General features: G+C 64.8%; 24 protein-coding genes and 2 tRNA genes. 19 read left to right on the top strand and 7 right to left on the bottom strand.

Annotated elements, in window-relative coordinates:
* Window positions 1-14: 14 nt before the first annotated feature.
* Window positions 15-491, bottom strand: a complete 477-nt coding sequence (locus tag NDI89_RS11110) for a GNAT family N-acetyltransferase (protein ID WP_277521640.1) — start codon at window positions 489-491, stop codon at window positions 15-17.
* 251 nt (window positions 492-742) lie between these two features.
* On the opposite strand from NDI89_RS11110, the gene NDI89_RS11105 reads away from it, so the two are divergent.
* The 3 genes from NDI89_RS11105 to NDI89_RS11095 all read left to right on the top strand — a co-directional run bounded on the left by NDI89_RS11105 (window position 743) and on the right by NDI89_RS11095 (window position 3,154).
* Window positions 743-1,195, top strand: a complete 453-nt coding sequence (locus NDI89_RS11105; RefSeq protein WP_277521639.1) for an archease — start codon at window positions 743-745, stop codon at window positions 1,193-1,195.
* Window positions 1,196-1,397: 202 nt separating this feature from the next.
* Complete coding sequence (locus NDI89_RS11100; protein ID WP_277521638.1) at window positions 1,398-2,864, top strand: RtcB family protein; 1,467 nt, start codon at window positions 1,398-1,400, stop codon at window positions 2,862-2,864.
* A 65-nt stretch (window positions 2,865-2,929) separates the two neighbouring features.
* A complete protein-coding gene (locus NDI89_RS11095) occupies window positions 2,930-3,154 on the top strand; it encodes an AbrB/MazE/SpoVT family DNA-binding domain-containing protein (protein WP_277521637.1) in 225 nt (74 codons plus the stop codon).
* 98 nt (window positions 3,155-3,252) lie between these two features.
* Here the strand turns inward: NDI89_RS11095 and NDI89_RS11090 are convergent, their stop codons facing one another.
* Window positions 3,253-3,471: a hypothetical protein gene (locus NDI89_RS11090; RefSeq protein ID WP_277521636.1), complete on the bottom strand. Its 219-nt coding sequence runs from the start codon at window positions 3,469-3,471 to the stop codon at window positions 3,253-3,255.
* A 66-nt stretch (window positions 3,472-3,537) separates the two neighbouring features.
* The gene (locus NDI89_RS11085; RefSeq protein WP_277521635.1) at window positions 3,538-4,206 is read right to left on the bottom strand and encodes a helix-turn-helix domain-containing protein; all 669 of its coding nucleotides are present in this window, start codon (window positions 4,204-4,206) and stop codon (window positions 3,538-3,540) included.
* 159 nt (window positions 4,207-4,365) lie between these two features.
* Here NDI89_RS11085 and moaA point away from each other — a divergent pair, with 159 nt between their 5' ends.
* The 14 genes from moaA to rpsB all read left to right on the top strand — a co-directional run bounded on the left by moaA (window position 4,366) and on the right by rpsB (window position 11,865).
* Window positions 4,366-5,337 (top strand): GTP 3',8-cyclase MoaA, encoded by a 972-nt coding sequence (gene moaA / locus NDI89_RS11080; protein WP_277521634.1) that lies wholly within the window; start codon window positions 4,366-4,368, stop codon window positions 5,335-5,337.
* A gap of 205 nt (window positions 5,338-5,542) precedes the next feature.
* Window positions 5,543-5,625 (top strand) — tRNA-Ser (locus NDI89_RS11075).
* Between the two features lie 73 nt (window positions 5,626-5,698).
* Window positions 5,699-6,232 carry a 30S ribosomal protein S13 gene (locus NDI89_RS11070; RefSeq protein ID WP_226007181.1) on the top strand — a complete coding sequence of 178 codons (534 nt, stop codon included), beginning with the start codon at window positions 5,699-5,701 and terminating at the stop codon, window positions 6,230-6,232.
* Entirely contained in the window at window positions 6,232-6,753 is a 522-nt protein-coding gene (locus tag NDI89_RS11065; protein ID WP_277521633.1) for a 30S ribosomal protein S4, read from the top strand. The genes NDI89_RS11070 and NDI89_RS11065 overlap by 1 nt, the downstream gene beginning before the upstream one ends.
* 1 nt (window position 6,754) lies before the next feature.
* A complete protein-coding gene (locus NDI89_RS11060; RefSeq protein WP_124177304.1) occupies window positions 6,755-7,144 on the top strand; it encodes a 30S ribosomal protein S11 in 390 nt (129 codons plus the stop codon).
* Window positions 7,145-7,147: 3 nt separating this feature from the next.
* Window positions 7,148-7,897 carry a DNA-directed RNA polymerase subunit D gene (locus NDI89_RS11055; RefSeq protein WP_277521632.1) on the top strand — a complete coding sequence of 250 codons (750 nt, stop codon included), beginning with the start codon at window positions 7,148-7,150 and terminating at the stop codon, window positions 7,895-7,897.
* Between the two features lie 129 nt (window positions 7,898-8,026).
* Window positions 8,027-8,111, top strand: a tRNA-Leu gene (locus NDI89_RS11050).
* A gap of 159 nt (window positions 8,112-8,270) precedes the next feature.
* Window positions 8,271-8,624: a 50S ribosomal protein L18e gene (locus tag NDI89_RS11045; RefSeq protein ID WP_226007185.1), complete on the top strand. Its 354-nt coding sequence runs from the start codon at window positions 8,271-8,273 to the stop codon at window positions 8,622-8,624.
* A complete protein-coding gene (locus NDI89_RS11040) occupies window positions 8,621-9,070 on the top strand; it encodes a 50S ribosomal protein L13 (protein WP_277521631.1) in 450 nt (149 codons plus the stop codon). The genes NDI89_RS11045 and NDI89_RS11040 overlap by 4 nt, the downstream gene beginning before the upstream one ends.
* Window positions 9,064-9,462, top strand: coding sequence for a 30S ribosomal protein S9 (locus NDI89_RS11035; RefSeq protein ID WP_277521630.1), 399 nt, complete (start codon window positions 9,064-9,066; stop codon window positions 9,460-9,462). The genes NDI89_RS11040 and NDI89_RS11035 overlap by 7 nt, the downstream gene beginning before the upstream one ends.
* 12 nt (window positions 9,463-9,474) lie before the next feature.
* Complete coding sequence (locus NDI89_RS11030; protein ID WP_277521629.1) at window positions 9,475-9,669, top strand: DNA-directed RNA polymerase subunit N; 195 nt, start codon at window positions 9,475-9,477, stop codon at window positions 9,667-9,669.
* Window positions 9,670-9,671: 2 nt separating this feature from the next.
* Complete coding sequence (locus NDI89_RS11025; protein WP_006184680.1) at window positions 9,672-9,857, top strand: DNA-directed RNA polymerase subunit K; 186 nt, start codon at window positions 9,672-9,674, stop codon at window positions 9,855-9,857.
* On the top strand, window positions 9,854-11,059 hold the full coding sequence (gene eno / locus NDI89_RS11020; protein ID WP_277521628.1) for a phosphopyruvate hydratase: 1,206 nt from the start codon (window positions 9,854-9,856) through the stop codon (window positions 11,057-11,059). Before NDI89_RS11025 ends, eno begins: the two co-directional genes overlap by 4 nt.
* Window positions 11,056-11,865, top strand: a complete 810-nt coding sequence (rpsB, locus tag NDI89_RS11015) for a 30S ribosomal protein S2 (RefSeq protein ID WP_226007190.1) — start codon at window positions 11,056-11,058, stop codon at window positions 11,863-11,865. The genes eno and rpsB overlap by 4 nt, the downstream gene beginning before the upstream one ends.
* A 193-nt stretch (window positions 11,866-12,058) precedes the next feature.
* Here rpsB and NDI89_RS11010 read toward each other — a convergent pair whose 3' ends face one another.
* The 4 genes from NDI89_RS11010 to NDI89_RS10995 form a co-directional block, all read right to left on the bottom strand.
* Window positions 12,059-12,982, bottom strand: coding sequence for a thiamine-phosphate synthase family protein (locus NDI89_RS11010; RefSeq protein ID WP_277521626.1), 924 nt, complete (start codon window positions 12,980-12,982; stop codon window positions 12,059-12,061).
* 73 nt (window positions 12,983-13,055) lie between these two features.
* Complete coding sequence (gene phnE / locus NDI89_RS11005; protein ID WP_425607759.1) at window positions 13,056-14,048, bottom strand: phosphonate ABC transporter, permease protein PhnE; 993 nt, start codon at window positions 14,046-14,048, stop codon at window positions 13,056-13,058.
* Entirely contained in the window at window positions 14,041-14,742 is a 702-nt protein-coding gene (locus NDI89_RS11000) for a phosphonate ABC transporter ATP-binding protein (RefSeq protein ID WP_277521624.1), read from the bottom strand. Before NDI89_RS11000 ends, phnE begins: the two co-directional genes overlap by 8 nt.
* 11 nt (window positions 14,743-14,753) lie before the next feature.
* Complete coding sequence (locus NDI89_RS10995) at window positions 14,754-15,689, bottom strand: phosphate/phosphite/phosphonate ABC transporter substrate-binding protein (RefSeq protein ID WP_277521623.1); 936 nt, start codon at window positions 15,687-15,689, stop codon at window positions 14,754-14,756.
* Window positions 15,690-15,813: 124 nt separating this feature from the next.
* Here NDI89_RS10995 and mvk point away from each other — a divergent pair, with 124 nt between their 5' ends.
* Together mvk and NDI89_RS10985 are read left to right on the top strand one after the other, a co-directional pair.
* Window positions 15,814-16,800 carry a mevalonate kinase gene (gene mvk, locus NDI89_RS10990; protein ID WP_277521622.1) on the top strand — a complete coding sequence of 329 codons (987 nt, stop codon included), beginning with the start codon at window positions 15,814-15,816 and terminating at the stop codon, window positions 16,798-16,800.
* Complete coding sequence (locus tag NDI89_RS10985) at window positions 16,797-17,537, top strand: isopentenyl phosphate kinase (protein WP_277521621.1); 741 nt, start codon at window positions 16,797-16,799, stop codon at window positions 17,535-17,537. The genes mvk and NDI89_RS10985 overlap by 4 nt, the downstream gene beginning before the upstream one ends.
* Window positions 17,538-17,541: the final 4 nt, after the last annotated feature.

Raw genomic sequence — 17,541 nt, 5'->3', positions numbered from 1 at the left:
CCGCGAACCGCTCGTTACCGACGAATCAGATCCGAAATCCGGTCGGCGATGCCGACGTCGGAGCCGAGTTTCAGGTAGTACGCGTCGCCGCCGTCCTCGTAGTAGTCGTCGATCCGGCGCTTGATCTCGAAGCCGAGGTGTTCGTAGAACTGCAAGGCGTTCTCGTTGCTCGTCCGCGCGTGACACGTGATCGTGTCGTGATCGTCCGCGACGTGGGCGACGAGGCGCTTGCCGATATCGTTGCCGCGGAACTCCGGATCGACTGCCAGAAAGAGAATGTAGCCGTCACGTCGAACCGCGGCGAATCCGATGAGGTCATCGTCCTGAACGTAACAGTGTACTTTCGACCGACGATAGGCGTCAGTAAAGAAATCGTACCGCTGCTTGAGCACACCCTCCTGACGATTTATCTCCTCCTTCAGCTGCCAGGCTTCGTCGACGAAGTCGTCGCTCCCCGGCGCGACGACGCGACTGTCGATGTTGACGCTCACTACCACGACCTACCATCGTCGTCAATATAATTCCACCGGCAGTCGACGCTGCGGAACGTCAGACGCGATCGACATGTTCGAGACGATTTATAATAGCCACTGCAACTATTTACACACTGATTGCACAGCTGTCGTGCGATCAGGTGTGCATTGACTTGCAGCGGCTACTATGTCTATAATCGGACCTCTCAGAGAAACCGTCGGACCTGAAACGACGGACATAGGGACTCGGCCCGACAAGGGACCGCCACATGGGGTTCGAACTACGCGATCACACCGCCGACGTGGCAGTGTCGGCGACCGGCGACTCGCTCGAGGCGACCTTCGCGGCGGTAGCCGACGGCCTCGCCGCCGCCTCCTGCGACGAGATACCGGCCGGTGTCGGGGAGCGCTTTTCGCTCTCCGTGACGGCCGAGAACCGCGAGGCGCTGTTGTTCGATTACCTCGACGAACTGGTCTATCTGCGGGACGTTCGAGCTGAATTGCCCGTCGGCAATCGGGTCGAATCGATCGAGACGACCGGCTCAGACGACGGTCCCGGCCACGGTGATGAACCCGTCGAGTGGCGCCTCGAGGCGAGCGCCCGCGGCGTTCCCCTCGCCGAGATCGACGCCCGAGAGGTGAAGGCGGTGACGTACTCGGAGATGCGCCTCGAGCGAACCGGGGACGGGGAGTGGGAAGCCTACGTCGTCTTCGACGTCTGAGACCGTCGATGGGTGTCGGTACTTCTCATCACGGGAAGCGGGCCGTACGCCACCGATCGGCGACTCGAGACAGTGGAATCCGAGGCGGACGCGGAGCCGATACCGGAGCCCGCGTAATCGTGCCGCGGTTTGCCAGTGTGAGCGAGTGTCGAAGATACCGGAGAGACGAACACCTTTCATTACGGCGGTCCGAGTTCCCCGTATGACGACTTTCGACGCCAACGGCATCACGCTCGAGCGGGTACGCGAGTACGTCTGGGAGATTCCGCGGGAGGGCGACATGCGCGTTCCTGCCCGGGTACTGGCGAGCGAGGCGTTGCTCGAGGAGATCGAGGACGACAAGACCTTGGAACAGATCAAAAACACGACCCACCTGCCGGGAATTACGAATTACGCGATCTGCATGCCGGACGGGCATCAGGGCTACGGCTTCCCGGTCGGCGGGGTCGGCGCGCTCGACGCCGAAAACGGCTGTATTTCGCCGGGTGCGGTCGGATACGACATCAACTGTGGCGTCAGGATGATGCGGACGAACCTCACCTACGACGAGGTGCAGGGTCACGAGGAGGAACTCGTCGACTCGCTCTTCGCCAACATTCCGTCGGGTCTCGGCGGCGGCGGCATCGTCGAAGCCGGCGTCGACACGATCGACGAGATCCTCGCACGCGGCGTCGACTGGGCGCTCGAGAACGGCCACGCCGTCGAGGACGACCTCCTGCACTGCGAGGACGAGGGGATGCGCGAGGGCGCGGATCCGGACAAAGTCAGCCAGAAGGCCAAGGACCGCGGGAAGAACCAGATCGGCTCGCTGGGGTCGGGGAACCACTTCCTCGAGGTCCAGCGGGTGACCGACGTCTTCGATTCGGCCGTGGGCGACGCTTATGGGCTCGCGGAGGATCAGATCGTCGTGTTGATCCACTGCGGTTCCCGCGGGCTGGGCCACCAGACCTGCAACGACTACCTGCGGAAGATCGAGCAGCAACACAAGGGGCTGCTGGACCAGTTGCCCGACAAGGAACTCGCGGCCGCGCCTGCGGGCTCGCAGCTGGCCGAGGACTACTACGGCGCGATGAACGCGGCGATCAACTTCGCGTGGGTCAATCGCCAGCTGATCATGCACCGGACGCGACAGGTCTTCGAGCGCGTGTTCGATCGCTCCTGGGAGGAGATGGAGATGGAGTTACTCTACGACGTGGCCCACAACATCGCGAAGAAGGAAACGCACGCGGTGAACGACGAGGGCGACGAGCGCGAACTCTACGTCCACCGCAAGGGCGCGACGCGGGCGTTCCCAGCCGGCCACCCCGAGGTCCCCAAAGCCTACCGCGACGTCGGCCAGCCGGTGATCATTCCCGGGAGCATGGGTGCCGGGAGCTACGTCCTCCGTGGCGGCGAGAACTCGATGGACCTGACCTTCGGCTCCACCGCTCACGGCGCCGGCCGGCTGATGAGCCGTACGCAGGCGAAAAACGAGTTCTGGGGCGGCGACGTCCAGCAGGACCTCGAGGATCAGCAGGCGATCTACGTCAAGGCCCAGTCGGGAGCCACGATCGCCGAGGAAGCCCCGGGCGTCTACAAGGACGTCGACGAGGTCGTCCGCGTTTCGGACGAACTCGGCATCGGCGACAAGGTCGCGCGGACGTTCCCCGTGTGTAATATCAAGGGCTGATCGGGGTTCGTCCGTCACCGTACGACCAGCAGAAGAGTCATATATTGTTGTCGGGAATTCGACGTATGCGCGTCAGTGCCGACGACGGTCGTCTTTCGCTTCCGGAATCGGTTCAGGAACGGTTCGGCGAGGAGTTCGAACTCATCGAGCGCTCCGACCGGCTGGTACTCGTCCCGGTTCCCGACGATCCCCTCGAGGCACTCCGAGAAGCGGCTACTGAAAGTGACAAAACGGTAGCGGAACTCAAAGAGAGCGCACTGGACGAGGCACTCGAAGAAGCCGGTCGGTGACGAAACCGCAATTGTTGTTTCCTCCGGTCAGGCCACGACAACGACCCTGAGTAGACCGAATCGAATGAGAGGGGACGGACTATCGTCGAATCCGAGCACTATTTCAATCGATACGGACTTTCGTCGTCTTCCCCGTCCCCGTCGTCGTCTCCGCCCTCGTAAGGTTTTCGGGCAGTGATCGTCACCGTCGCTTCCGGGTCGTCCTCGTCGGCCCACGGGCTGTCGTAGGCCGAGATCTCGAGGTCGGTGACGTCCCATCCCTCCGCCTCGATGAGTTCTACGAGGCGACGCTGGTCCGCGAGCATGTCCTCGTCCATGGCTCGTCGTTCGAGCGTGGTCGGTGTAGGTCTTCCGCCGGCCGGAGAGATGGACCGCGCCAGACGTCACTCGTTGTCCCCGGGTCGTCCGATGTCGACGACCTCCTCGACGAGCCTTCGGTGGGCGCGGCGGAGCCGCTCGGACAGGGCCTGATGTGAGATACCGAGCTCGTCCGACAGTTCGTCCATGTCCGCCCCGCGAGGGATTTCGTAGTAGCCGTACTCGAGGGCGGCGACCAGCGTCTCGTGTTGGGCATCGGTGAGGCCGTATCGACCGTGGCGGTTCTCCTCGAGGCGGTGTATCTTCCGGACCTCGACGGAGAGGCCTCGATCGGTCGCGAAGTCGTAGGTCCGGGAGAGCGCGGCCCGTTCGGGGAAGAGAACCCGAAATCGCCACCGATCGGTTTCCACGTGTGCGTCGAGGACCGTCGCTTGCTCTTCGGTCAGCAGGTGGAGCGTGACGGTGACGTCGTCGACCCAGCTCATTCGGTAGAGACACTCGTCGTCGAGATCAGTGAGCCGTTCCGCGTCCTCGACGCTGGGATCGTCCGTGAGGGCGTCGTCCACGGTCCGGAGCGTCGGTTCGTCGCCGGAAAACCAGACGTAGGGGATGACCTGGTCCGGATTGTGCGCGACAACGCGCTCGATCTCGACGTCGAGATCGTCCGTCTCCTCGAGCGTGTGCCGGAGCGCGAACTCGGCGGTGGGGACCGCGAGTTCACCGATGGTACTCATGGGAACGGCCACCACGCGGACCGGTAAGATACCGGGGCCGTGCCGACCGCGTGAGACTGTCGTTTTTGTAACGCACTGACAGTAATCCGAAACCGAAATCGGTTACAGGAGACGGAATTCCCCGGCGTGTTTAAGCGGATCCGACTGCAAATCGATGGTATGCTCGCCGACGAATTCGGGCGGGAGGTCACTGGGGTACGCGTCTCTCTCACCGATCGGTGTAATTTCGACTGCATCTACTGTCATAACGAGGGGCTCGGGGACACTCGCGGACCGATGGATCCGCAGGACGACGAGATGTCGACCGACGACGTCGTCCGGTTTCTCGAGGTCGCCGCCGAGTTCGACGTCGACGCGGTCAAGTTCACCGGGGGAGAACCGATGTTGCGACAGGATCTCGAGGAAATAATCGAGCGCACGCCGGAGCAAATGGAGGTCTCGCTAACGACTAACGGCACGTTCCTCCCCGGCCGCGCCGAGGACCTCGTCGACGCCGGGCTCGAGCGGGTCAACGTCTCCCAGGACGCGCTCGATCCGGAGGACTTCGCCGCGGTGACGAAAAGCGGAGCGTACGAGAAGGTGCTCGAGGGCGTCGAAGCGGCGCTGGATGCGGGTCTCGATCCGGTCAAGCTCAACATGGTCGTCTTCGAGCACACCGCGGGGTACGTGCCGGAGATGGTTGATCACGTCGCGGAAAACGACGGGCTTCAGCTCCAGTTGATCGAGTACATGCCCGAGCTGACGGGCAAGCCGGAGTGGAACATCGACATCGGGCGGGTCCACGACTGGCTGGCCGAGCAGGCCGACGAGATCGAGCATCGAGAGATGCACGACCGAAAGCGGTACTGGGTCGATGGCGGCATGGTCGAAATCGTCGATCCCGTGGAGAACCCCACCTTCTGTGCGAACTGTCACCGCGTTCGGGTCACGCACGAGGGGTATTTGAAAGGGTGTCTCAACCGCAACGACGATCTCAAGTCGATGGGGGAGATGACGAAGCCGGAGATCAGGGAAACCTTCCGCGAGACCGTGGCAAACCGTGTCCCCTACTACGGCGAGTACATGATCCAGAACGACGAGGGCCAGTGGGAAATCAACGAGAAGTATATCGAAGAGTACGCGGGAGCGTAACCGGACCAGCGAATACGACCTCCTCGGATACGGCCGACCGGAACCGTCTCTTTCTCCGACTCGAGCGCGGATATCACGGTAAAGAGGGACACGCGAGCGGCCGCGACCTTTCGTTGCCCTTAAGTAGTCGACGGGGGTAGGTTCGGGTGCAATACGTGTAGGGGAGTGATCCCCGAGTCCGGGAGGGCGATGATAGACGGACGGTGTTGTGGTAGCCAAGCGGCCCAAGGCGCATGGTTGCTAACCATGTGGCGTCAAGCCTCCGGGGTTCGAATCCCCGCCACAACGTCGGACACTTCGCTGGCGTTTTCCCGCCAGTCGATTTGCAACGCTCGCAGACCAGACACAGATACACGACAATATGAGCGCCGAAGAACCTCAAGAACAAGAAGACGACGAAGATCTTCGATACTTCGTCCGCATCGGGCAAACCGACCTCGATGGGACGAAGTCCGTCGAGCGCTCGCTCTCGGAGATGAACGGGATCGGTCGCCGAACCGCCCGACTCATCGCCGACGAAGCGGGTGTCGACCGAACGGCGACGTTCGGCCGTCTCGACGACGACGTCATCGATGGCGTCATCGAAGTCGTCGAGAACTACGCTGCCGAAGTCCCGGACTGGCTCAACAACCGCCAGGACGACTTCTACAGCGGTGAAACGACCCACGAGATCGGGAACGATCTCCAGTTGACTCGACAGCACGACATCAACCGGATGAAGATGATCGACTCCTACAAGGGCTCGCGCCACAAGCGCGGCCAGAAGGTTCGCGGTCAGCGAACCAAGTCCACCGGTCGTACGGAGGGCACCATCGGAGTCAACGTCGAAGAGATCCGCGAAGAACAGGCCGAAGAGGCCGCCGCGGCCGAAGAAGAAGAGGACGAGGGTGAATAATGCCACTCGGCACTGACACCAAGCAATACGAGACGCCGAACCACCCCTACCAGGGTGAGCGCATTGCATCCGAACACTCCCTCGTCGACCGCTACGGGCTCAAGAACAAGGAAGAGCTCTGGCGAGCACAGTCCGAGCTTCGCTCCTACCGGCGCGAGGCCCGAGAGCTGCTCGGCCAGCCCCAGGACGACGAAACCGTCATCCGCCGCTCCGAGGAGTTCCTCGGTCGGCTCAAGCGCGTCGGCATCCTCGACGAGACCGACGAGCTTGGCGACATCCTGTCGCTCGAGATCGAGGACATCCTCGAGCGCCGACTGCAGACGATCGTCTACCGGAACGGACTGGCGAACACGACCCAGCAGGCCCGCCAGTTCATCACCCACGGCCACATCGTGGTCGACGGACAGCGCCACAGTATTCCATCCTACGTCGTCGACATCGACGAAGAGGACCTGGTGGCCTTCGACGAGAACAGTTCGCTCGCGGACGACCTCCACCCGGAACGCGCGGAGGGCCAGTAACATGAGTCAGGACGACGACAAATGGGGCATCGCCCACGTACACGCATCGTTCAATAACACCGTCATGACCGTGACCGACCTCACGGGCGCGGAGACGATCGCCAAGTCCTCCGGTGGGACCGCGGTCAAGCAAAACCGCGACGAGGCGTCGCCGTACGCGGCCATGCAGATGGCCGAGTCCGTCGCCGAAGAGGTCAAAGCGGCCGGCATCACGGGCCTGCACGTTCACGTGCGCGGCCCCGGCGGCAATCTCCAGAAATCCCCCGGTCCGGGCGCACAGGCGACGATCCGTGCGCTCGCCCGCTCGGGCATCGAGATCGGGCGCATCGAGGACGTCACGCCGATCCCGCACGACGGATCGCGCGCTCCGAAAGGGAAGGGCGGCTACTAGATCATGACTGCAGAGTACGACGTCGAGTTCGTCGAACGCGAGGATCGCGAAGCCCGATTCCTCGTCCGCGGCGTGACACCCGGGTTCGCCAACGGCATCCGTCGAGCGATGGTCGCCGACGTGCCGACGATGGCCGTCGACACCGTTCGGTTCGTCGAGAACTCGTCGGTGATGTTCGACGAGCAACTCGCCTTGCGACTCGGGCTCGTCCCGCTGACGACGCCGCCGGTCGGCGAGTTCGCCGAGGACGATACCGTCACGCTCTCGATCGACGTCGAAGGGCCGGCAACCGCCTACTCCGGCGATCTCGTCTCCAGCGACGATCTCGTCCGACCCGCGGACGAGAACATTCCGATCATCGAACTCAAAGACGACCAGCGCCTCGAGGCCGAGGCCGACGCCGTGATCGACCGCGGGAAGGACCACGCCAAACATCAGGGCGGGGTCGCGGTCGGGTACCGACACCTCCAGCGCGTGGAGGTCGACGGTGATCTTCCGGAGTTCGAGGACGAGGAGAGTCGGATCATTCGCGGCGTTATCGAGGACGAGGGCGAACTCGTGTCGACGAGCGAGTTCGACCACGATCTCTCGAACCGCTACCCGGGCAAAGAGGTCCGGGTCGAGGACGTGCCGAACGCCTTCGTCTTCCACGTGGAGACCGACGGCTCGTTCCCGATCGAAGAGCTCGTGACGCGGGCCGCGGATACGCTCGCGGAACGCGCGACCGAACTCGAAGACGCAGTACAGCTGTAAACATGAACCGACGCCCCCAACCCACTCAGGAGACGCCGCTCGCCGACGCCGTGAGCGACGAGACCGGCGATCGCGTCTCCGCCGGAATCGAAAGGGGTTTGAAGGGGCGACGGGTAGACGGAAGTGCGAGCAGGGATAGCCAAGTTAGGCCAACGGCGCAGCGTTCAGGGCGCTGTCTCGTAGGAGTCCGCAGGTTCAAATCCTGCTCCCTGCATCACTTCTCTACGACCGAGCGACAGTCGGGACGGAGCCGATCGTGGGTCGATCACGATCGCTTCGCGACCGGGTTCGTTCGGCAGTACAACAATTTCGATTCCACAGTCGGCGGCGCAGTTCCTCGCGTCGTCGATCAGTTAGCAGTTGGAGGATACCAATGAGTAGCAAGACTAATCCGAGGCTCAACGATCTCATCGCCGAGCTGAAGTCGACGTCCCGCGAAGCGGGCGCCGACGTCTGGCGAGACGTTGCGGATCGACTCGAGAAGCCCCGGCGCACACACGCTGAGGTGAACCTGGGCCGTATCGAGCGATACGCACGCGAAGAAGAGACTGTCGTCGTTCCCGGCAAAGTGCTGGGATCCGGCGCACTACAGAAGAACGTCACCGTCGCCGCCGTCAACTTCTCTTCGTCCGCAGAGACGAAGATCGAACAGGTCGGCGAGACGGTCCCCCTCGAGGAAGCCCTCGAGGACAACCCCGAAGGGTCTAACGTCCGGGTGATTCGATGAGTCTCGCAGAGTTCGACGCAGATCTCGTCGTCGACGCACAGGACTGTATTCTCGGCCGAGTCGCGAGCGAGGTCGCCCAGCGCGCGCTGGACGGCGACCGCGTCGCGATCGTCAACGCCGAGGACGCGGTTATCACCGGCGACGAGGAAGACATCTTCGAGACGTACCGAACGCGGCGAGACCTGGGCTCGGACCGCGGGCCCTACTATCCCAAGCGACCGGACACGATCTTCAAGCGGTCCGTTCGCGGGATGCTGCCGTACAAGAAACCCCGTGGCCGCGAGGCCCTCGACAGCGTCCGCGTCTACGTCGGCAATCCCTACGAGAACGACGACGACCACGAGTCGGAAGTCATCGAGGGAACGTCGCTGGACCGCCTGTCGAACATCCGCTTCGTCCACCTACACGAAGTGTCCGAACAGTTAGGTGCTAACGTCACATGGTAACCAACACGAGTGGCAAGAAAAAGACGGCCGTCGCTCGCGCCACGGTGCGCGAAGGCGAGGGTCGCGTTCGAATCAACTCCCAGCCCGTCGAACTGGTCGAACCCGAGATGTCCCGGCTCAAGATGCTCGAGCCGTTCCGCATCGTCGACGACGACCTGCGCGACGAGATGGACATCGACGTTCGCGTCGAGGGTGGCGGCATCAGCGGGCAGGCAGACGCCGTTCGAACCGCGATCGCACGCGGGATCGTCCAGCAGACCAACGACGCCGAACTCCGCGACGCGTTCATGGAGTTCGACCGCTCGCTGCTGGTCAACGACGTTCGCCAGTCCGAACCGAAGAAGTGGGGCGGCCCGGGCGCTCGGGCGCGCTACCAGAAGTCCTACCGCTAAGGTGATTCAGACATGATGGTACCGGTCCGGTGTTTCACCTGTGGCAACGTCGTCGCCGAACACTGGGAAGCGTTCGACGAGCGAGCCAACGAGGGCGACGAGGACCCCGAGAAGGTCCTCGACGAGCTCGGTGTCGACCGCTACTGCTGTCGGCGCATGCTCGTCAGTCACAAGGACCTCGTCGACGTCGTCTCCCCGTACCAGTAACAATGCAACAACAACAGCACAACCGCTACGAGAAGGCACGCATCCTCGGCGCTCGAGCGCTGCAGGTCTCCTACGGCGCGCCGGTGTTGATCGAGACGGAGCAGACCCAACCGATCCTCATCGCCGCCGAGGAGTACGACGCCGGCGTGTTGCCCTTCACCGTCAAGCGGGGGTACGACCGGAAATGACGCTCATCACCGACGTCCGGCTCCGCCGGATCCTCGACTCTCGAGGAAACCCGACGGTCGAAGCCGACGTCGTAACCGAGAGCGGCGGGTTCGGTCGCGCTGCGGCACCCAGCGGTGCCAGCACCGGCGAGTACGAGGCCGTCGAGCGACCGCCGGGCGAGGCGATCGCGGCGGCTCGAGAACACGCCGTTCCCCGGCTCGTCGGCGAGGCCTACGCGGGCAACCAGCGCGACGTCGACGCTATCCTGCACGCCGCGGACGGCACCGACGACTTCTCGGAGATCGGCGCCAACAGTGCGGTCGCCATCTCGATGGCGGCCGCCAAGGCCGGCGCCGACGTGCTCGGCGCCCCGCTCTTTCAGCACCTCGGTGGCACGTTCCGCGGCGACAACTTCCCGGTTCCGCTCGGGAACGTCGTCGGCGGCGGCGAACACGCCGCCGACGCGACCGACATTCAGGAGTTCCTCGCCGCACCCGTGGGCGCGCCAAGCGTCGAGGACGCGGTCTTCGCCAACGCGGCCGTCCACGCCGCCGTCGCCGACCTGCTCGAGGAACGCGATCTTCCCTGTGGCAAAGGTGACGAGGGCGCGTGGGCGCCGTCGATCGACGACAGCGAGGCGTTCGAACTCGTCGCCGAGGCGGTCTCGATGGTGCAGGACGAAGTCGGCTTCAACATCGGCTTCGGACTCGACGTCGCGGGAGCCGAACTGTACGATTCCGATTCCGGAACGTACGAGTACAGCGATCGGAGCCGCGACACCGACGAGCAGATCGCCTACATCGCCGAGCTGGTCGAGGAGTACGACCTCGTCTACGTCGAGGATCCCCTCGACGAGGACGATTACGACGCCTTCGCCGACCTCACGGACGAAGTCGGCGACCAGACGCTGATCTGCGGTGACGATCTGTTCGTCACCAATACGGACCGTCTCGTCGAGGGAATCGACCGCGGCGCGGCCAACAGCATCCTGATCAAGCCGAACCAGATCGGGACGCTGACGGACGCGTTCGACGCGATCGAACTCGCGACGGAGAACGGCTACGACTCGGTCGTCTCCCACCGCTCGGGCGAGACCGAGGACACGACGATCGCACACCTCGCCGTCGCGACCGACGCGCCCTTCATCAAGACGGGTGCCGTCGGCGGCGAGCGAACCGCAAAGCTCAACGAGCTCATTCGAATCGCAGACGACGCGACATGACAGAGAACGATGCAACCCAGGAAGGGCTCGACGCCGCCGAGGAGGCGATCGACGAGGAGCCAGCCGAAGGGGCTGGCCCCGCCGCCGACGCCGACGACGTCGAGCCAGTAGACGAACAGCCCGCCGACGCCGAGGGAGCGCCCGCGGCCGACGCCGAAGAAACCGACGACGTCGACGAGGAGGACGCCGGTCCGACCCTCGACGACGACGTCATGTCCGACGAGGAGGCGGACCTGCTGATCCCCGTCGAGGACTACCTCGGCGCCGGGGTCCACATCGGGACCCAGCAGAAGACCGAGGACATGGAGCGGTTCATCCACCGCGTCCGAACCGACGGCCTCTACGTCCTCGACGTCTCGAAGACCGACGGCCGTATCCGCACGGCCGCGGACTTCCTCGCAAACTACGACCCGGAACAGATTCTGGTCACCTCGAGTCGCCAGTACGGTCGGTTCCCGGCGGAGAAGTTCGCCGAGGCCGTGGGCGCTCGCGCCCGCACCGGCCGCTTCATCCCGGGCACCCTCACGAACCCGAAGTACGACGGCTACATCGAGCCGGACGTGCTCGTCGTCACTGACCCGATCGGCGACGCCCAGGCCGTCAAGGAGGCCATCACGGTCGGCATCCCGGTCATCGCGATGTGTGACTCGAACAACCAGGTCAGTAACGTCGACCTCGTCGTCCCGACGAACAACAAGGGTCGCAAGGCCCTCTCGGTCGTCTACTGGCTCCTCGCCAACGAGGTCCTCGACCGCCGCGGTGCCGAGCCGTCCTACTCCCTCGAGGACTTCGAAAGCGGCGTCTAATCCGCTCGAATTCGACGCGATACTGTTTCGTTTTCTCGCTACGTATCCCGCGGTAGCCTGCGCTGTGTAGCCATACACCGACTATCCGACAGCGCGTGGGCACCCCATCGGTTCCGGCGTCGATAGCTACCGCTACCAGTACCGTGCGGGGTCGTCGAAGGGGTGGCCTACGCCGTGCGTCTCGAGGGCGCAGTTACTGGGATGCGGTCTCGAGCAAGTCCCCGATCAGTTCGGCGGCCTCGACCGCTGTCGACCCGAAGACGTAGGTCGCGGGTTCGATCCCGAACGCGCCGCGGTGGTAGGCGATGCGCGGGACCGTACCGCGGTCGGCGAACTGAGTCTGCAAGTGGTCACCGCGGTCCTCGTAATCGGCGTCGAACTCGAGGGGGTCGATACCGATCGCCCGTGCGGCCGCGAGCAGGTCGTCGTCGGTGGCGATATTGATCGCGCTGTGGACCTCGGAGTCGACGGCAGTCGCGGCGAGGACCGCCGTCGCGACGTGTTTCGACGCGCCGAATTCGGGATTCGCCGGGATCTCGATTCGGCCGCCCATGGCGTAGATTCGGCCGGGGATCGCGGCGACGTCGGTCTCGTCGCGGGGATCGGGCAGGCACATGCCGACGTTGGTTCCCACGTTCGGGATGTAGTCCGCCATGCCGGGAATCGAAGCGAGCGTGCGTGCGGCGGTGCGGACGTTCGCGAGGACGTCCCGTTCGGCACGCACGTCCGGATCGAGTCCGCGAACGCAGAGGTCACAGCCCAGACCCCGCAGTTCGGGCATCGCCTCCTCGTGGAGTTCGCAGATCGGACCGCGGTCCTCGAGCGTTCGGACGAGCGAGAGGAGTTCGGCCAGCGCGTCGTAGCCGTCCATCTCGTCGCCGGCGAGTCCGGCGGCGATGCGGTCGACGGTGGCGACGGTTTCGGGGTCCTCGCGGAAACGGTCGTCGCCGCCGCTCTCGCCGCCGACGTACTTGCTGACGGCGGCCTGGGTGACGCCGAGTTCGGCGGCGATCTCCTGTTGGGTGAGGCCGCGCTCGGCGAGTCGGGTGGCGAGCATCGACCGCACGGTCGGGAGGAACCGATCGACGACGAGTTCACTCGGGAGGACGAGCGACATACGATCGACGTCCGACCGCAGCGGCATAAGTCCGACTACCGACGGCCCTCGAGACGAACGGTCCGACCGGATATCACCTCCGAGACGGTCGACGGTCCGCATCGAGAGCCGTTCGAAGGCGATTCGCCGCGGCTTCGACGCTCACGATGAGGAGCAGAATGATGACGATGGCCGCCATCACTCGCGTGTAGTTGCGCGCCCGAAACGCCATAATAAGCGGATACCCGATTCCGCCCGCACCAACGATTCCGAGGACCGAACTCTTTCGCGCGTTGAGTTCGAGGTAGAACAGCGTCCAAGCCACGTACGCGGTCGTGACCTGCGGGAGACGTGCGGCGGACGTCGTCGCGAGGAGACCCGCACCGCTCGAGGCGACGGCTTCGACGGGAGTGCGGTCGATCTCCTCCATCTCGTCGGCGAACAGTCGTCCGAGATCGCCGATCGTTCCCATCGCGACCGCCAGAACCCCGGCAACGGGCCCTAACCCCGCGAGAATCACGAACAGGAGTGCATACACCATACTCGGCACTGCACGGAGTCCACCCAGGAGGAGCCGCATCGGACCATACACGAGCCGCGGCGTGACGTTGTTCGCCGCCAGAACGCCAAAACACAGCGCGAGCGGCGAGCCGATCGCAGTCCCGACAGTGGCGATGGCAAGGGTTTCGAATGCCGCTGGCACCAGTGTCGGTGCATCACCCTGCAGTTGCTCCCAGAGCTGTGTCGGAGCGAGCATCTCCTCGAGCAGGACCGACGTGAAGTTCTCCCGGTGGGCGTAGAGGTAGGCGAGATCGAAGCCGAGCCATCGGGCTGTCAGGACGACACCCAGAACGAGCCCGGCGACGAGGACGATTCGACTCGTCATTCGACGTCGCCACTGCCGTCGGATGCGGTCGAATTCGGTGTCGATTGTAGCCGAGGCCCCCGCTGTTCCTCCGCCGTTCGTTTCCGCTTGGACCTCGGTCTCTCCACCGTCGCTCCGTTCTGCCGCTATCGCCCCGGCACTCGTGTCTCCGGATGGCTCGTCCGAGTCCGGTTCCGTGCAGCCGTGACTCGGATCAGTCATCGTACACCGCCGCAATACGCGCTTCGTCGACGTCGCTCGCTGGTGCATCGAGCGTGACTCGACCATCGGAAAGGCCCAGATACCGATCGGCGACGCCACCGGCGAGTCGGGGCTGGTGGAGACTCACGAGTCCGACGAGATTCCGTTCGCAGACGACGGCGGCGAGGCGCTCGAGCACCGATCGAGCCGTTGCGGGATCGAGAGCAGCGACGGGTTCGTCGGCGAGCAATGCTCGGGGTTCCTGCTGGAGCGCACGAGCGATCCCGACGCGCTGGCGTTCGCCACCGGAGAGATCGCCGACGCGCCGAGCCGCGTCGCCGGCCAACCCGACGGCGTGCAATCGCTCGATCGCCGCGCGCTTTTCGCCGGCCGTGTGCCAGCCGAGTAGCTCCCGCCACACCGGTTCACGACCGAGTGCGCCGTCGAGGACGGTCTCGAGTGCGGACTTGCCGTCGATTAGCGCACCCGTCTGGAAGACGAGCGCGATGTCCGTCGGGTCGGGTCGCGTTCCGTCGAGTCGAACTGTCCCCGAATCGGGTCGCTCGAGTCCGTCGAGACACCGCAGAAGCGTCGTCTTGCCGGCTCCCGATCGGCCGATCAAGACGGTTAGGTCACCGGGCTCGAGATCGAAATCGATACCGCGGACTGCGGGTGCGTCTCCGTAGCGTTTCTCGAGGGAGGCGACGCTGAGCATCGGTTGTTGGCTTATTGGCTTTCGTTCTCCTCTCCCTCGTCCGCGTCCTCCTCGAGATCCGCGATCTCGACGCCCATCTCCTCGGCGACGTCTCGAACCGGGTCGTAGGTTCCGGGTTCGACGGGGCCGTATCGGTCGACTCGGTGGTCTTCGAGCGCGTCGTCGGGGGTCTTGATGAGCCGCTCGCTCAACTGGTCGCGGACCGTCTCGGGGGTGTCCGGTTTGACGACGATCGGATCGAACGGGATCGGCTCGCTCTCGGCGACTTTGACGATTTCATCGCCGCCCGGATGCTGGAAGTCGCCGTAGGCCGCCGCGTCGACGTGACCGTTTTCGAGCGCCTGCAACGCGGCGTCGTGGCCGAACGACCATTCGACGTCGAAATCGGCCGGCTCGGTGTTGATATCACCCGCATCGAGCCCGGCTTCGGCGAGCATGTACCGCGGGAACAGCCCGCCGCTCGAACTCAGCGGATCGACCATCGCGACCGTCGCTCCCTCGAGGTCCTCGAGGGTTTCGACGTCCGTCTCGGCCCGCGTGGCGATATAGGAGTGGTACGCCTCACTGCCGTGGGACCAGTTTATCGCCAGCGGGTGGATACCCTCGTCGCGCGCGATAACGTAGATGACCGGCGAGAGATTGGCTAATTCCGTGTGCCCCTGCACGACGCTCTCGACGACCGCACTGTAGCTCGTCGTCGGCGTTCCCTCAACCGAGTCGACTTCCTCGAACCCGTCGGCGAGCCATTCGAAGGTTCCTGCGTACTGTCGCTCGAGTTCTTCCGCGTCCTGAAACGGTGGCAGTCCGAACTCGATCGTTCCGTCCGCCCACGCGCCGATCGGGTGTTCGTCGCTATCGATATCGTCTCCGTCGAGATCGCCCAGACAACCGGCAGCGCCGACCGCCACGCCACTCGTAAGGACGCCGAGATACGTTCGTCGGTTCACAGACGGAGTCGTTACTACCCGGATATAACACCGGAGAATACGATCGGCCTGCGATTGAGTGGCGAATCATCGCCCGTTCACGAACAAGGATAGGTATTAACCATCGTCGGACGAACGCCCCGCCATGACACGCTCGAGCGCTCCCGGGAAGGTGTACCTGTTCGGGGAGCACGCGGTGGTTTACGGCGAACCCGCCGTTCCCTGTGCGATCGAACGGCGGGCGCGGGTCGAGGTAGAACGACGAGACGACGGGCATCTCCGGGTCAACGCCGAGGATCTCAGTCTGAACGGGTTCACGGTGGAGTACGGGGCCACCGCCGATAGTCGACCCGACGTCGACGTTCCGGAGTCGCTCGTGACGGCGGCGACGCAGTACGTCGACGGCGCGATCGAACAGGTCCGCGCGGTCACCGGCGCGGAGGACGCCGGCTTCGACGTCACGATCGAGAGCGACATTCCCCTCGGTGCGGGCCTCGGCTCCTCGGCCGCGGTCGTCGTCGCCGCAATCGACGCCGCGACCCGCGAACTGGGCGTCACCCTCGAGCCAGCGGAACTCGCCGCTCGAGCCTACCGGACGGAGTCGCAGGTCCAAGACGGCCAGGCGTCGCGAGCAGATACGTTCTGCTCGGCGACCGGCGGTGCGGTCCGGGTCGAAGGCGAGGACTGTCGATCGCTCGAAGCCCCCGATCTGCCGATCGTGATCGGGTTCGACGGCGGGGCGGGGGATACCGGCCAGTTGGTCGCCGGGGTTCGCAGCCTGCGCGAGGAGTACGACTTCGCGGCCGATACGGTCGAAGCGATCGGGGACGTGGTTCGGAACGGCGAAGACGCGCTCGCCGACGGCGACGTCGAGGAGATCGGTCGGCTGATGGACTTCAACCACGGCCTCCTCTCAGCGCTGGGGGTCTCCTCGCGATCGCTCGATACGATGGTCTGGGCGGCTCGCGACGCGGGCGCCCACGGCGCGAAGCTCACCGGAGCCGGCGGCGGCGGCTGTATCGTCGCCCTCGATCCGACCGACGAGACGGAAACGGCCCTCTCGTTCACCCCGGGCTGTGAGGACGCCTTCCGCGCGGAACTCACCGAAACGGGGGTGGAGCGACTCGAATGATCGTCCTGAAACTCGGCGGCAGCGTCGTCACCGAGAAGGACCGGCCGGAGACGCTCGACGGCGAAGCGCTCGGACGAGCGGCAGACGCCATCGCGGCGGCGATCGACGGCGGGCTCGAGGACCTCGTCGTCGTCCACGGCGGCGGGAGCTTCGGCCACCACAACGCCAGCGAACACGGCGTCAGCACGACCGAGGGGACGCGCGACGCGACCGCGGTGCTCGACATCCACGGCGCGATGAAGACCCTGAACCAGTTCGTTCTGGGACGGCTGCTCGAGCGCGACGTCCAGGCGCTGCCGGTCCATCCCTTCTCGGCGGCCGCTCGCGATGACGAAGGGGAGCTCGATCTGCCGACTCGGCAGATCGAAACGATGCTCGCGGAGGGGTTCGTGCCGGTGCTCCACGGGGACGTGATCGCTCACGCCGGCGCGGGCGCGACAGTCGTCAGCGGCGACGAACTCGTGGCGGACCTCGCCCGGACGCTCGAGGCCGACCGCGTCGGCCTCTGCTCGACGGTCCCCGGCGTGTTAGACGAGGAGGACGCGGTGATCGACCGCATCGACGAGTTCGACGCCGTCGCCGCGGTGCTCGGCGCGAGCGACGCGACCGACGTCACCGGCGGGATGGCCGGCAAGGTCCGGACGCTGCTGGCACTCGAGGCCGAGGCCGCTATTTTCGGCCTCGAGGCGCTCGAGCCCTTCCTCGAGGGCGAGAATCCGGGGACGACGATCGACTGAGAAA

The sequence above is a fragment of the Natrinema salsiterrestre genome, from assembly GCF_029502005.1.
Taxonomy (GTDB): domain Archaea; phylum Halobacteriota; class Halobacteria; order Halobacteriales; family Natrialbaceae; genus Natrinema; species Natrinema salsiterrestre.
The sequence above is the reverse complement of the archived record's forward strand: the minus strand, read 5'-3'. Positions and strand labels throughout refer to the sequence as shown.